Origin of the sequence: Tepidibacillus infernus, assembly GCF_048898065.1 — a bacterium.
GTDB lineage: Bacteria > Bacillota > Bacilli > Tepidibacillales > Tepidibacillaceae > Tepidibacillus_B > Tepidibacillus_B infernus.
This window is the reverse complement of record NZ_JBLWFI010000001.1, coordinates 935447-950542: the sequence shown is the minus strand read 5'-3', so window position 1 is coordinate 950542 and position 15096 is coordinate 935447. Positions and strand designations below refer to the sequence as shown.

The following is a 15096-nucleotide window of genomic DNA, read 5'->3' as shown; positions in this document are numbered from 1 at the left end:
AGGTAAGGTGTTAAATGTGAAAAAAGGATGGATCAGTATTGCTATTGCGGTCTTAGTTGGGTATATGAATATGATGGATTAGTCATGAGAGCAGGAAATTATAACCAACTAGATTTCATTATTGGATTATTAGCTGTTCTATTGGTACTCGAAGCTTCAAGAAGAGTAGTGGGTATTCCAATTACGTTGATTGCTGCACTCTTCTTGATTTATGCAAAGTTTGGAAATTATTTTCCTGGTTTTCTAGCCTTTCGTGGTCTCTCATGGGAAAGAATTATCTCCCATATGTATTTCACACTTAATGGAATCCTAGGAACACCCTTATGGGTTTCAGCTAAATTTATTTTTTTGTTCTTATTGTTTGGCGCTTTTTTAGAGAAAACAGGAGTTGGTCAATACTTTAATGATCTGGCATTATTGATTGCTGGTAGAAGAGTAGGGGGGCCAGCCAAAGTTGCTGTTTTCTCAAGTGCATTACAAGGTACAATTAGTGGTAGTTCAGTTGCTAATGTTGTTACCTCTGGTTCATTTACCATTCCAATGATGAGAAAATTAGGTTATCGTCCTGAATTTGCCGGAGCAGTAGAAGCTGCTGCTTCTACTGGTGGTCAAATTATGCCACCTATTATGGGGGCAGCAGCATTTTTGATGGCAGAGTTTATTGGATTATCTTATTGGGAGATTGCAAAAGCTGCTGCAATCCCTGCTATTTTATATTTTGCTGGGATTTGGATCATGGTACATTTTGAAGCAAAACGTACTGGTCTACGTGGACTAACAAAGGAAGAATTACCAGATAAAAAGGAAATCTTAAAGAAACTTTATTTGTTAATACCTCTATTTGTGATCATAGGATTTTTAATGATGGGAAGGTCACCCATTTTTTCCGCGATTAGTGGAATTGTTTCCGTTATTATTGTTGGCCTTATCGGTATGCTGTTAGGTCATAATAATATGAAAATAAAAGATCTTTTTCTTGCATTAGAAGACGGTGCGAAGTCTGCTTTAGGTGTTGTGGCTGCGACTGCGGCTGCAGGTATGATCGTTGGTACCGTGACCTTAACTGGATTAGGACTTAAATTTGCAAATGGTTTAATCGACCTTGCAGGTGGAATTCTTATTCCAACCTTAATCTTGACAATGATCTCCTCAATTATTCTGGGCATGGGGTCTCCAACAACTGCAAATTATATCATTACATCAACGATTGCAGCGCCAGCTATTATCACATTAGGGAAGCCTGCTTTAGCAGCTCACATGTTTACCTTCTATTTTGGTATTGTTGCAGACATCACTCCACCAGTTGCTTTAGCCGCTTTTGCCGCATCTGGCATAGCAGGTGGAAAACCAATTCGTACTGGAGCAGAAGCTACAAGGTTGGCAATTGCAGCCTTTATCATTCCCTATATCTTTGTACTATCTCCTGAATTGCTTTTAATTGATACGAACTTCTGGAAAACTCTTTTAATTATTACAACTGCTAGTATTGGAATGCTTGGAATAAGTGCTGGGTTAATGGGTTATTGGTTAAGACATTTGAATTGGTTAGAACGAATTTTAGCAATACCTGCAGGATTATTATTGATTGTTCCAGGTATCTGGACTGATACTGTAGGCTTAGGAACGTTGGCTATTCTCTTAGTTATTCAATATCTGACGAGAAATAAGGATATAAAAAAAGGAAGATTAGGAACATCTTCATAAACAAAGAAAAAGAAAGTCCATCATTGATGGGCTTTCTTTTTTGTAAGTTCATATTTGATCAATTGAAATTAGCAAAATTAGAGACGAACAGTTAAGCAGAAACAATCTCAGTATTCAATTCAAATTTAGCGTTAATACCAACACCATGTCTTAAAGTATCACTTACAGGACATTTTTGTTCAGCCATCTCGATTAAACGATGAATACGGCTTTCTGGAGCATCTGAAGAGATATGAATATTAACACGAATTTCAGTAAAGCCACTACGTGCGTTTGGATCATTTCCCATAGCACCCATGGGATCAAAGTCACCTTCAACATCAACCTTAAGATCTTTGATATCGATGTGAAAAGCTTTAGAAAACATGGTAATTGTAATCGTTAGGCAACTTCCTAATGCAGAAAGTAATAATTCAACAGGAGTCATGCCTAAATTGCTACCGCCCATTTGTTGTGGCTCGTCAACAATGACTTTAAATCCGCGAGACTCTGCTTCAACCTTAAGCCCATCTTTAAGAGTAACAGTAGAACGCATAACTTGATTTGCCATATTAAATGCCTCCCCCTAAATATTTAACTTTATTTTTAGTTTGTGAATAATTCCACAATGAAAGTATACTAGAATTAGTATTAAATTAAAATATCTAAAATGAAGAGTTTGAAAATTTGTCATAAAAAATTTGTCTAATTTGTGAATATTTTAACCTTCTAAGTATGGTTAACCATTCTATTTTTTTCTTTTTTTTATTAAAATAGATGTATCAACTAGTAATTACAATGAGAGGGGTCTTTTTAAGTTGAAACAAGTAGTTAAATTCGTATATGATTTTAGATTGGGAATTAATATTCCTCAATTTGATAAAGATTGGGAAGAATATTCTACATTAGAACAAAGTTATATTATTGATCGCTGGGAACAGGAGCGCGCTAAGATCCCAGATCGAATTAAACTGGTAGAAAAGGAAATTATGGAGAAACAAGAACTTATGTTTGAGATGAGCTTCGAAGAATATTGTAAAGTTCATGAAGAAATTGTGGATAAGGCTAGCGTAATCAATGAATTAAACATCTGGTTTAGAACACAGGGAGAGGTTACAGAAAAAAGTATGAACGAATAGAGAATTTGATTAACACCATTTAATGTAGAGAAAGGTGTATTATAGATGAAACTTATTTTTGCCACTACAAATTCTGAAAAATTAATTGAAGCAAAAATGGCTTTAGCACCCTTTGGCTTTGAGGTAGAGGATGAATCGTTTCCATTTAAAGAACCAACCGAAGGAACGATGGAATCTATTGCAAGGTATAAATTATCTCAAATTGAAGATAGAGAGGAACCTGTATTTGTAGATGATTCAGGTATTTTTTTTGAAGCATATCCTAACTTCCCTGGTATTTTAACGAAAAGAATTTTTAACTTAGTTGGGTATAAAGGAATTGAAAAACTGTTAAAAGAGGAGAATAGGTCAGCTTATTTTCACGGGGTCATTGCAATGAAATGGAGAAATGAAATAAAGGTATTTCATGGAGAACTACATGGTAAAATTACCAACTTGATTCCAAACGATTTGCCAATCGACCTTAAATTCCCTTTTGATCCTATTTTTATACCCAATGGATATAACAAGGTTTTAGGAGAGATGCCAATTGAAAAAAGAGTATTTCTCTCTTATCGAAGAATTGCGTTAGAAGAGATGGGGAAATGGTTAAAAAACCAACTCGTTGTAGATAAAACTTCGTGAAACGAAAATTCCGATAATGATAAATAAATAGAAGAAAAGAAAATCGAGGATAATTGTGTTTTTTTACATGATTTTTAATTATTTTTAAACAAATTTTCAATTCGTTTTTAAACCGGTTTCGTATTATACTGTTGCTATAACTCTGAAAGGTTAGGGAACTAAATGTATTATCCGTACGAGATCGTCCAAAAAAACAAACATTATAGTATTTTAAATGGAGCTTATTCAACGATCGCCAATACTTATACTGGTTTCATTTCGTTATATGCAATTAATATTCTTCATGCTAATAATCAACAAGTTGGTTTAATTAATTCACTCCCAGCTATCGTTAGCTTAATCACAACGGTGATTGGAGGCTATTGGTTTAGCCGACAAGAAATGAAACGAAAAGTATGCGGAATAGGGATTTTATCGACGAGGTTTTTCCTCTTACTTTTTGCCCTCATTCCATTTCTTCCATTATACCAAGCATGGGTCTTAGTGATCTTAATTGGTTTAATGAATGTACCTGGAAGTTTAACAAACCTTTCCTGGCAATCTTTAATAGGGGATCTAATCCCAGAGAAAGAGAGAGGACTTTTCTTTAGTAACCGTAATCGGATCTTAACTATTGTAGGAATGGTATCTACCGCATTAGTAGGTTGGATTTTAAATCATTTTAATACAACGAATCCATATCCATTTCAAATTCTCTTTTTTGTTTCTTTTTTATTTGGTTTATTGGAAGCATACTATCTATTCAAACATGTTGAACGAAAGGAATATAGTCTTATCGATTCAACTAAATCCAAACATTTATTGACAGCGATGAAAGAAAGTATCTCAGAGAAACCATTTCTTTTTTTTCTTTTAAGTTCAATGCTTTTTAATTTCGGCTGGCAAATGGCTTGGCCTTTATTTAGTATCTATCAGATTAAAACAGCAGGAGCTACTGCAGTCTGGTTAAGTTTATTTACTGTTACAAATCAATTATCACAGATTCTCACCTATACTTGGTGGGGAAGAATGTCTGAACGATTCGGTAATTCAGTGATGCTCTTTATTGCTTCAGCAGGGATGGCATCTGCTCCTTTTTTAACTGTACTTTCTACCAATTTAGTCTACTTAACAATGACGAATTTATTTACTGGTGCATTTCTAGCAGGGACGAACTTTTTGTTATTTAATCAATTATTGGGTGTTTCGCCAGGGAAGAATCGTTCTTCTTATATTACTTTATACACCATTGTTATTGGTTTTATCGGTTTTATTTCACCCCAAATTGGTGTTTGGCTATTATCATTGACCGGCATGTTTTGGGCTATGAATATATCATCAGTCATTCGTTTATTAGGAGCTTTTGCCTTTTTTGTCGTTGCTTTTAAATTTGAAAAGGATCGTATTCCAGCAATACTTCGTCATTAGACGGGGTATTTTTTTATACATCATTATTGTGGGCTATTTTAATACTTGTATACGAACGTGAATTCGATGTAAACTAGAAAAAGAGAAGTTAAATTTTTCATGGAGGGTATAAATGTCTACATTTCGTTTTATCCACACTGCAGATCTTCATTTAGATACACCATTTAAGGGATTAGTCCATATACCTAAGCATTTACATCAACAAATTCAACAATCTACTTTCAGGGCTTTTGATCAAATTATCGATTATTGTATTAAGTATCAAGTAGATTTTTTGCTTATTTCTGGAGATGTTTTTGATGTGGAGGAACATAGTTTAAAAGCATTGCTTCATTTTTACCAAGGACTTAAAAAGTTAGATGAACATGGAATACAAAGTTATATTATACATGGTAACCACGACCCAGCAGATCAGATAAAGTCTTCATTTGATTGGCCAAAGAGCGTTCATTTTTTTCCTTCTGACAAAGTGGAAGTCTATTCCTTTATTAAAGAGCAAAAAGAATTAGTTCGAATATATGGACGTAGTTTTCCAACAAAGTCATTTAGAGAAAATATCGTTCCTGAGTATAAGAAAAAAGAGTCTGCTGAAGGAATATTCCATATCGGTTTACTACACACCAATCTAGATGGAAACCCTGAGCATGATACATATGCGCCTACTACAACGCAAGAACTACTTTATTCTGACATGGATTATTGGGCTTTAGGTCATATCCATAAAAAGCATGTGGTTTCTAATTCCACGCCTGTGATCGTTTACCCTGGGAATCCACAAGGCCGCCATATGAAAGAAACAGGTACTAAAGGGTGTGTACTGGTTGAAGTTGATCGTCAAAAAGTTCAAACGATGAAATGGATCGAAACCTCACAGATTAAATGGGACGAAGTAGTGATCGATATTACCTCAATAGAGAACATGAATCGTCTTATGGATCATATTCAGGAAAAGATAGATGGGATGATGCAAACCTCTCAAGTTCCAATGATTCTCCGAATTTCTTTGATTGGCGAGTCGGACTTACATTTCGAGTTACATGAAGATGGAAAAAAGGAAGAAATGGTTGAAATATTAAACCAAAACTATATCGTTCAAAGTCAATGGACATGGATAGAATCGATTCAATTAAAAACCACGCCTTATTTTCAGATTGAAGACTATTTAGAAAAAGGTTCCTTTTTGGTTGATTATCTAGAACAATTAACACTTGCAAAAGAACAAATGGATGTAACTGTAATAGAAAAAGAATTGGGTCATGAACTATTTAAAAACCGTAGCTTAAAAAATCATTTTACCTCTTTTTCTAATGAAGACATAGATAACATTTTTGAAAAAGCTAAACATTTAGCCATTCACTTTTTCACTAGGGAGGAGAGAAATTCTTGATCATTAAAAAATTATATATCTATGGGTTTGGAAAACTGAATGATCTAACCATTGAACTTCACAATGGAATCAATGTGATAGAAGGGATGAATGAGTCTGGAAAAAGTACGATGATGGCGTTTATTCGTTCTATTCTTTTTGGTTTTGAAGGAAGAAAAAATGCTCATCTTCGGTACGAACCAATTCATGGGGGCAAATTTGGAGGGACCATTGAAATCGTTGATGTAAATAACCAATCTTATCGAATTGAACGAATTCATTCGCAAAAGGCATCTGGAGATGTAAAAGTTTATCTTCCTAATGGAGAAGTAGCAGGGGAAGAGGTTTTGCCACAACTCATTGGAAAAGTTAACGAAAAGGTATATAAGCAAATCTTTTCTTTTGGTTTAACAGAGTTGCAACAAATCGATTCGCTTCAAGATGAAGAAATAAATAGTTTTATCTATCATACAGGTACAGGATCAGCAAGCCAAATTTTGAAAATGAAGCAGACGCTTGAACAGAAACAGCAACAACTATTTAAAATGGGCGGTAAAAAACCTGAAATAAATTTGATCTTGGCAGAGATGGATCGTATTTATCTATCTAAAGAAAAATTAAAGCAAAAATATGACCAATATCAAACATTGATCTTGAAAATAAAAAGTCTAGAAGAAGAAATAGTTGAGAACGAATTACAAATGGAAAGAATAAAAAAGAATACGCTATGGTTAGAGAAAGTTGTCCAATCCTATGATACTTACATTCGACTGAATCTTTTGCAAGAACAACTTAAGGAGTATCCTAATCCTTTTCTATTCCCAGAAGACGGAATGAGCAGATTAAAGACATTAGAAGAAAAATGTTTAGATTTAGAAGTAGAAAAAGAGAATGTATTAAATAGGAAACTAGAAGTAGAAAAGGAACTTGAAAATTTCTATGAAAATCCTTTTCTTGAAGAAAATAAGGATAAAATTCAACATTTTAAGAATCAATTAAATAAATATCAAGAAAATCAAAGGGAATACCAGAGTTTATCGCAAGAAAAGGAAAGCTTACACGAACAAATAAATGATATGTTAAAACAATTGGGGCCAACTTTTTCAAAAGAAAAAGTACAATTGATTGAATTTTCTATTCAAGATAAACAATTTTTACAAGAATACTCACTACAAATACAAAGCAAACAAAGAGAACTAGAAAGCGTAAAACAAAGAATCGAAGATAAGGAGCTAAGGAAGATTCATCTTGAAGATTCTATATATTCTTTAAAAGAACATGTCTTTTCTGAGCAAAAAGCTGATAAGCTCGAAGAAATATATCCGGTCATAAAAAAGAATTGGAATGACCTTAAGGAAAAGGAATGGCAAAAAACACAATTAGAACAACAAAGGAATGTATACCAGCATCAACAAGATCATTCAAATTCTTTTCAAAGCAATGGAATTCTCCTTATTATGGTAGGAATTTTCTTGTTAGGTAGTATTGTACTTTTCTATTTTAAAGAATGGCTACCAGCAAGTCTATTATTATTCTTTAATGTCATTCTGTTAACTTTACATTATCAACAAAAACTACACGTTAATCAGGGAAGAAAATTGAATGTCTCAATGACCCAGCTAGATGAGCAACTTGAAGACCTTCAAAATCAAATCACTACGATCTTGAATAAGTCAATTCCACTTATTGAAAACTATGGTTTTGAGGTTCTCGATGAGTTCACAATAAACAAAATAGAAGAGTTAAGGGCAAAAGCAATTTCACAAAAAGGACAATTAGATGAGAAAAAGGCTCATCTTGAAGAAATAAATAAAGAAAGAAGAGGAATTCGGGTAGAACTTTCTACTTTACAAAAAGTTCGTCAGCATTTAGAAAAGGACTTAACTACCTTACAGAAAAACTGGAAGGACTGGTTTTTTCAACACCATTTTGATGAGGTATTGTCACCATTGGTCGTCTTTGATATCATCGCAACAATACAGAGAGTAAAAGAATGGATCAAGAAAGAAGAAAGTTTAATAAAAAAAATAGATTTTGTTAAAAAAGAAATTGTTGAATATGAAAAAAAAAGTAAAGAATTATTAGAAATTGTTGGGTTAAACGGCAAATCTATTGAAGAAGGGATTTTTCAATTAAATGAACGCTTAAATGATCATCTGCAGGCAAAGCAAAACCATCAGATTTTATTAGAAAAGTTCGATGGGTGGAAAGAACAGCTGGAGATGTTGGAAAATAAAATAAAATCGATTCATGATCAAATTGAAGAACTAATCAATTATGCAGAGGTTAAAGATAAAGAAGAATTTTATCATAAAGCAAAGAATTTTGAACATTATCAAATCCTTTTGAATGAAAGTAGACAACTCACTACTTTATTAAAATTAAGTTGTAAGACTGAAGAGGAATACCAGCGATTGTTAAAAACTCTTGAAACTGAAAATAAAGAGGAGATCATGGCAAAACTTGTTCAGTTTAAAGACGAGATAGAAAAAAGATCAACCTTAAATAAACAATTGTTAGAAGAAAAAGGAGAATTACAAAACCAAATTAAAGAGCTTGAAGAAGATCAAACCCTTACAGAACTAAACCAAAGTTATGTAGAAATGCAATCTCAGCTTCATCAAAAGGTAAAAGAATGGATGACGATCACGCTAGCAAAACAGATCATGGAAAAAGCGATGAGTCGCTATGAAAAAGAAAAACAGCCACAGGTGATGAAAAGGGCTTCACATTACTTATCGTTATTAACGGATGGAGAATACCAACAAGTCTATGTTCCCATCAATAGTCATTCTGTTGAAGTTATTAGAAAAGATGGACAAAGATTTATGCCTCAGTTTTTAAGCCGGGGTACGATCGAACAGCTATTCTTAGGGTTGCGTTTTGCACTTGTTGAAGAATTTTCTAATCAATATTTTCTTCCAATTATTTTAGATGACATTTTCGTAAATTTTGATCCTAGAAGATTAGAACTATCTATCCAAGCATTAGAGATTCTGGCAAAGCAGCATCAAGTTATTTTTTTCACTTGCCACCCACATGTTACAAGAAAAATAGGAGCACTTATTAAGGAAATCAAACAGATATCACTAAATCATTATTCTTCAAGTGGTATCATATAGTTTCTTTTGGTAAACAGATAAAAATTCTCCATGTAAATGTTTATAAAGGTAGTAATCGAAGGTTGCAGATCCTGTTAAAAAACCGACGAGGCGCCAATCGAATGTTTAATAATGTCCATATTCTCACATCTCATCAAGATTTTACGATATATTATATGTTACTAGGACGGCTCACTAAATAAATAAAAAGTTTAAAATGTGCTTTCAAAATAAATTGGGAGCCGTTAAAATGGAATAGTTAAATAGAAACTGCAATCGTTAGAAAAGGTGACATCAATGAAAAAGATTTTTAACTACCCAATCTCTATTTGGATTTTGGCAATCGGAATGACTATCAATGTGACGGGTAACTCTTTTCTATGGCCTTTAAATACCATTTATATAACAAAAGTTTTACACCAATCGATGTCTATTGCTGGTATCGTTTTAATGCTACAACAAGCAACTGGTATATTAGGAAATTTGATTGGTGGCTGGTTATTTGATAAATGGGGCGGTAAGAAAACGATTATTACTGGAATCTTACTATCTGTCATTACTGTTTTAGCATTGTCAGTCTTTAATCAGTGGACGATTTATGTCATACTGATGCTGATTTTAGGCTTTAGTAATGGACTAGTTTTTCCTTCTATGTATGCAATGGCTGGTTCTGTGTGGCCTGAAGGAGGAAGAAGAGCCTTTAATATGATTTATGTGTCTCAAAACTTTGGAGTGGCATTAGGGTCTACTCTTGGAGGGTTGGTTGCACAGATTTCTTTTTCCCTTATCTTTATCGTCAATGCTTTAACGTTTATTCTTTTTCTCCTTCTGGTGTTATTTGGTTTTAACAAGGATCAATGGCAAGAGGTTTCTGACAATACAATCGGACATCGTGATCTAATCGGGAACGAAAGTATGATCAAGAACCAACTTAGTCATTTTATTGCCCTGATGGTGATCTCGTTAGCATTTATCTTATCATGGATTCCTTATGTACAATGGCAAACAAGTCTATCAGCGTATATTTCAAGCATAGGTATCCCATTATCTAAATACACATTACTATGGACAATCAATGGGGCTTTGATTGTTCTTGGACAACCATTGGTTAATTACATTACTAAGTTTCTTTTACGAACCATTAAAAAACAATTGCTGATTGGAATGATCATTTTTGTTTTTTCCTTTTTATTGTTATATCAGAATAAAAGTTATTTCGGATTTGTATTGGCTATGGTCATAATGACATTAGCAGAAATGCTAGTTTGGCCAGCCGTTCCCTCTGCAGCAGCCAATTTAGCACCGGAGGGAAAAGCTGGATTTTATCAAGGGGTTATTAGTAGTGCCGGAGCTGGTGGAAGGATGCTAGGCTTTTTAATTGGTGGTTGGCTTTATGATCATACTACGATGGATGTACTGATCATCATTATGATATCCTTCTTTGTCATATCAGGATTAATCTTTTCCAATTATGATCGAGGACTGAAAATGAAGGGAAGAAAACGCTATGCCCAATGTATGGACCCATAACCTATTTGGGGAGCACTTGGATAAAGAAATTGGGTACGACTTTTTAGAACATAAAGAGATTTACTACCTAGGTTGCCAAGGGCCTGATCCTTTTTTCTACCATCATTTTTGGCCATGGAGAAAGGATAAGTCAGTAACGAAGATTGGTAGTTTACTTCATAAGAAACACTGTGGTTCATTTCTGGTAGAGATGGTTCAATATTTAAAGCAACACCCTGACCCGTTATTAAAAGCATATGTTTTTGGTTTTGTTAGCCACCATCTTTTAGACCGAAATACTCATCCCTATATTGTTTATCGTTCAGGAGAAGAGGGAAATAAACATCAAAAGTTAGAGATTATGATAGATACCTTAATGATGAAACGTTTTAAAGGAGTTGACACTTGGAAGACACCCGTTTTTAAAGAAATTGATGTAGGCAAAAATCTACCATCTCAGATCCAGCAAATGCTAATCTATTTAATAAAGAAAGTTCATGCTGAAAAAAGACCTGATTTACAATTGGTGATTAATCAATCCTATCAGGATATGATAAAAGCTTTAAAGTTTTTATTTGACCCAACAGGGATTAAACATATACTGCTAGGGGAGATGGTTTCGCCATTTTCTTACAGCAAAAAGATCCCGAATAAAGACTTTCTCAATCTTCAACATACTGAGTGGTTTCACCCTACAAATGGAATTGAAGGAAGTAAAGAAAGCTTTCTGGATCTTTTTGATCGAGCTAAACAGGAAGCAATTCCAATCTATCAATGTATAGAAGATTATCTTCGTGGTATCAAACCAATTGAACAAATGAAGTCACTGATTGGAAATGTGTCCTATGAGACAGGAAAACCTTGTGATGCCAAGCTGGACAATCAATTTTTTGAGCTCATCTTATAAAAAATTGTTCTTTTTACAAAAGGTGACTTTTGTGATTACCTTTCTTACCTTATTTATTAAATCATAAGAAGGAATGAGCAAAGGAGCACGGTACAAAGTACAATTTTATAATAAAAAATACTATTTTCTACAAAACTCTGAAAGGCTACAGCAAGTTTACTACTTTTGCTTGTTGTTGGCCTTTTTTTAGGTCTACTTTGGTTAAAAGCCATATTCCAACGACAAAGAATAAAACGAGAGAAACGATACCAAAACGACTAGAGCCTGTTAGTTGACCTACAATAGCAAAAAGGAAAGGCCCGAATATAGAAGCAAATTTGCTTGAGATTCCATAAAAGCCAAAGAATTCAGCAGTTCGATGAACTGGAACCAAACTGCCATAGATCGAACGACTGATGGCTTGACTTCCTCCCTGAACCAAACCAACAGCAGAAGCCAAGATATAAAAGTGGACAGTCGAAGTCATAAAATAACCAAAAATGACGATGATAACATAAATCCATAATGATAAGTATAAAGACTGCTTAGAACCGATTTTCCTAGCTAATTTTCCAAATAAAAGAGAGAAGGGAATACCAACAAACTGAGTGATCAATAAGGCAGCAATTAAATCTGAAGTCCCAATCCCAATTTCTCTACCATAAATGGTTGCCATTTTGATAATCGTACTAATCCCGTCATTATATAACCAAAAAGCAATGAGGAATTTTACTAATTCCTTATAATGGTTGATTTCTTTAAAAGTCGTTATCACACGACTTAATCCAATAATTAGGTAGGATTTCTTTGTAGAGTTTTGTTGATCTGTCTTTTTTTCATTTACAAATTTAAATAAGGGCAATGAAAAAATAAGCCACCAAGTACCGACAGTTAAGAATGAGAGTTGAGTTGCTGTCGTAGCATCAGGAATATGAAATAATTCCGGTTTTTGGATCATTGTTAGATTAACTAATAATAAGAAACCTCCACCAATATATCCAAATGCATAACCTCTAGATGAAACATTATCCATTTCCTCTAAAGGAACAATCTCAGGAAGAAAGGCATCGTAAAAAACGTTTCCTCCGGAAAATCCGATCATTCCTAATATATAAAGAAAGGAAACCAAGAGATAATCTCCTTTATCTGTAAAAAAGAGTAAACTTGTTGCAATCGCACCCATATAGACAAAAATTCGTAAAAACTGTTTTTTGGAACATGTATAATCAGATATAGCTCCTAAGATTGGGGCAAGAATTGCAACAATCAACATCGCAATCGATTGAGTATATCCCCAATAAGCGGTAGCTGTCGTCTTTTCTAGTGAGATCCCTGCAATATCTGTGTAATAAATCGGTAAAACGGCGGCCATAATTGTTGTTGCAAATGCAGAATCTGCCCAATCATACATGGTCCAGCCAAAGATTGCCTTTTTTCTATCCATAAAGTTCCTCCACGTCCCTTTTTTCCTATCATATCATGTAATTAAACGAAAAGAATCGGTTGCATCATTAAATTTATATAAAATTTACATTAACGTTGGAGAATCAAATTTCGCCATGATCCCTTACATTAGCTTGAAGAGCGATCTGGGCAGTCACACAAATGTTTGCGTGAAATTAGTGTCATTTTTTGTTGGATTTATTTTTTTATAATTTTTCAAAAAACTATTGTCTTTAAGAGTTTTATAAATTAAAATAACAATCAAATATTTTACGAAATTCAGTAGTAAAATTTCAAATTATTGATTAAATAAGCCACTTTTTATATGTATTAGTCCTAATATCATTACTAAAATTTAAAATATAGTTTGAGGAGAGGAAATGGAATGGTGCAAACATATACTTTAGATGAACTGGATAAAGAAATGATTAAGCTTCTATCGAAGGATGGAAGAATGGCTTTTACAGAGATTGCAAATCAATTAAATGTATCAGAAAAAACAATACGTGTAAGATATAAGAACCTTGTTGAGAACCAAATTCTTGAGGTTGTAGGAATAGTAAATCCAATTTCTCTTGGGGTCAAAACGGGAGCAATTATTCAAATAAGCGTGCAGCCAAATACGCTTGATCATGTGATTGATGAACTTCGGTCTTTTCGAGAAATCCGATACATTTCTTTTGTTTCTGGGGAATTTCAGTTGCTTACTCAAGTTAATGTACATACCTATGAGGAATTAACAGAGACGCTAAAAAAGGTTAATAGAATTGCAGGAATTATGCATGTGAATGTAATGGTTCAACTCGAGGTATATAAAAATTCATTCGAGTATCTATAAGGTATGTTTTTTAAGCCATTTTTAATGTTCTTAACAACAATTGTATATTGATATTGAGGCTACTATCAAAGAAGAAGCGGAAAGAGATGATATAGTTTAAAACTTGGTGCAGGGGTAGGAATAAAGATGATGGACTTCAGTTTGATTGCTCATCCAATGATAAAAAATAACTTTAGATGAAAATACAAAAATTGAATTTTAGAAAGGGAGTAGGATCATGAAAATCTATATTTCAGTCGACATGGAAGGGATTTCAGGTGTAGCGACAAACATGCAATTGAAGAAAAATGATGAGTATCATCGTTTTCGCAAACTAATGACACAGGATGTAAATGCAGCAATAGAAGGTGCCTTTCAAGGGGGAGCAACAGAAGTAGTAGTAGCGGATGGTCATGGAAATATGTCAAATATTCTGATTGAGGATCTTGACCCAAGGGCTCGCTTAATTTCTGGAAATAATCGCGTCATGTGCCAAATGGAAGGTATTGATGATAGTTTTGATGGTGTATTCTTTGTTGGCTATCATGGGCGGGAAGGTGGTTCCGAACGTTCTGTGATTAGTCATACCTTGGCAGGGGTAGCTGTAAATGAAATGCGAATCAATGGTAAGGTAGTAGGAGAAAGTGAATTAAATGCTGGTGTTGCAGGATTTTATAAAGTTCCAGTTCTACTTGTTACAGGGGATGACATAGTAACCTCAGAAGTAAAAGACACATTACCCAATGTTGAAACAGCTATTGTTAAGCGTGGAATTGACCGTTTTGCTGCGGAATTATTATCACCGGATAATGCTCACGAATTGATAAGGAAAAAAGCTAAAAATGCTGTAAAAAATGCAAGCCAAATCAAACCATATGTTGTCCAAGGTCCAGTTATATTTGAAATTGAGTTTAAGGGGAGCAATCAAGCACTAATGACAACAACGATCCCTTCAGTTGAATTAGTAAACCCTAAAACCATTCGCTTTACTTGTGATGATTATGTAACAGCATACAAAATGATGTGGGGATTAGTGATCATTGGTATGTCAGCAACAAATGGGGTTTTAGGACATGCCAATGCTTAAACTAAATAAATGAATAAAAAAGAGGAGGAAAATC

General features: G+C 33.9%; 12 protein-coding genes. 10 read left to right on the top strand and 2 right to left on the bottom strand.

What is annotated here, in order from left to right; all coding sequences use genetic code 11:
- Nucleotides 1–27: 27 nt before the first annotated feature.
- Entirely contained in the window at nt 28–1704 is a 1677-nt protein-coding gene (locus TEPIDINF_RS04815; protein ID WP_421691454.1) for a TRAP transporter permease, read from the top strand.
- Between the two features lie 91 nt (nt 1705–1795).
- On the opposite strand, the gene TEPIDINF_RS04810 is transcribed toward TEPIDINF_RS04815, so the two are convergent.
- Nucleotides 1796–2254 carry an OsmC family protein gene (locus TEPIDINF_RS04810; RefSeq protein WP_068724295.1) on the bottom strand — a complete coding sequence of 153 codons (459 nt, stop codon included), beginning with the start codon at nt 2252–2254 and terminating at the stop codon, nt 1796–1798.
- A gap of 247 nt (nt 2255–2501) precedes the next feature.
- Here TEPIDINF_RS04810 and TEPIDINF_RS04805 point away from each other — a divergent pair, with 247 nt between their 5' ends.
- From TEPIDINF_RS04805 to TEPIDINF_RS04775, 7 genes are all read left to right on the top strand, one after another.
- Entirely contained in the window at nt 2502–2822 is a 321-nt protein-coding gene (locus TEPIDINF_RS04805; RefSeq protein WP_069798015.1) for a hypothetical protein, read from the top strand.
- 45 nt (nt 2823–2867) lie between these two features.
- A complete protein-coding gene (locus TEPIDINF_RS04800) occupies nt 2868–3446 on the top strand; it encodes a non-canonical purine NTP pyrophosphatase (protein ID WP_421691453.1) in 579 nt (192 codons plus the stop codon).
- 162 nt (nt 3447–3608) lie between these two features.
- Nucleotides 3609–4853, top strand: coding sequence for an MFS transporter (locus TEPIDINF_RS04795; RefSeq protein WP_421691452.1), 1245 nt, complete (start codon nt 3609–3611; stop codon nt 4851–4853).
- A gap of 112 nt (nt 4854–4965) precedes the next feature.
- Nucleotides 4966–6240 (top strand): metallophosphoesterase family protein, encoded by a 1275-nt coding sequence (locus TEPIDINF_RS04790; RefSeq protein ID WP_069798010.1) that lies wholly within the window; start codon nt 4966–4968, stop codon nt 6238–6240.
- On the top strand, nt 6237–9341 hold the full coding sequence (locus tag TEPIDINF_RS04785) for an ATP-binding protein (RefSeq protein ID WP_421691451.1): 3105 nt from the start codon (nt 6237–6239) through the stop codon (nt 9339–9341). Before TEPIDINF_RS04790 ends, TEPIDINF_RS04785 begins: the two co-directional genes overlap by 4 nt.
- 276 nt (nt 9342–9617) lie before the next feature.
- A complete protein-coding gene (locus TEPIDINF_RS04780; protein ID WP_421691450.1) occupies nt 9618–10850 on the top strand; it encodes an MDR family MFS transporter in 1233 nt (410 codons plus the stop codon).
- Nucleotides 10828–11736 carry a zinc dependent phospholipase C family protein gene (locus tag TEPIDINF_RS04775; RefSeq protein ID WP_421691449.1) on the top strand — a complete coding sequence of 303 codons (909 nt, stop codon included), beginning with the start codon at nt 10828–10830 and terminating at the stop codon, nt 11734–11736. The genes TEPIDINF_RS04780 and TEPIDINF_RS04775 overlap by 23 nt, the downstream gene beginning before the upstream one ends.
- A 145-nt stretch (nt 11737–11881) precedes the next feature.
- Here the strand turns inward: TEPIDINF_RS04775 and TEPIDINF_RS04770 are convergent, their stop codons facing one another.
- The gene (locus tag TEPIDINF_RS04770; protein WP_421691448.1) at nt 11882–13159 is read right to left on the bottom strand and encodes an MFS transporter; all 1278 of its coding nucleotides are present in this window, start codon (nt 13157–13159) and stop codon (nt 11882–11884) included.
- Between the two features lie 384 nt (nt 13160–13543).
- Here TEPIDINF_RS04770 and TEPIDINF_RS04765 point away from each other — a divergent pair, with 384 nt between their 5' ends.
- Both TEPIDINF_RS04765 and TEPIDINF_RS04760 read left to right on the top strand, forming a co-directional pair.
- On the top strand, nt 13544–13996 hold the full coding sequence (locus TEPIDINF_RS04765) for an Lrp/AsnC family transcriptional regulator (RefSeq protein ID WP_068724271.1): 453 nt from the start codon (nt 13544–13546) through the stop codon (nt 13994–13996).
- Between the two features lie 217 nt (nt 13997–14213).
- Complete coding sequence (locus tag TEPIDINF_RS04760; RefSeq protein ID WP_068724269.1) at nt 14214–15062, top strand: M55 family metallopeptidase; 849 nt, start codon at nt 14214–14216, stop codon at nt 15060–15062.
- Nucleotides 15063–15096: the final 34 nt, after the last annotated feature.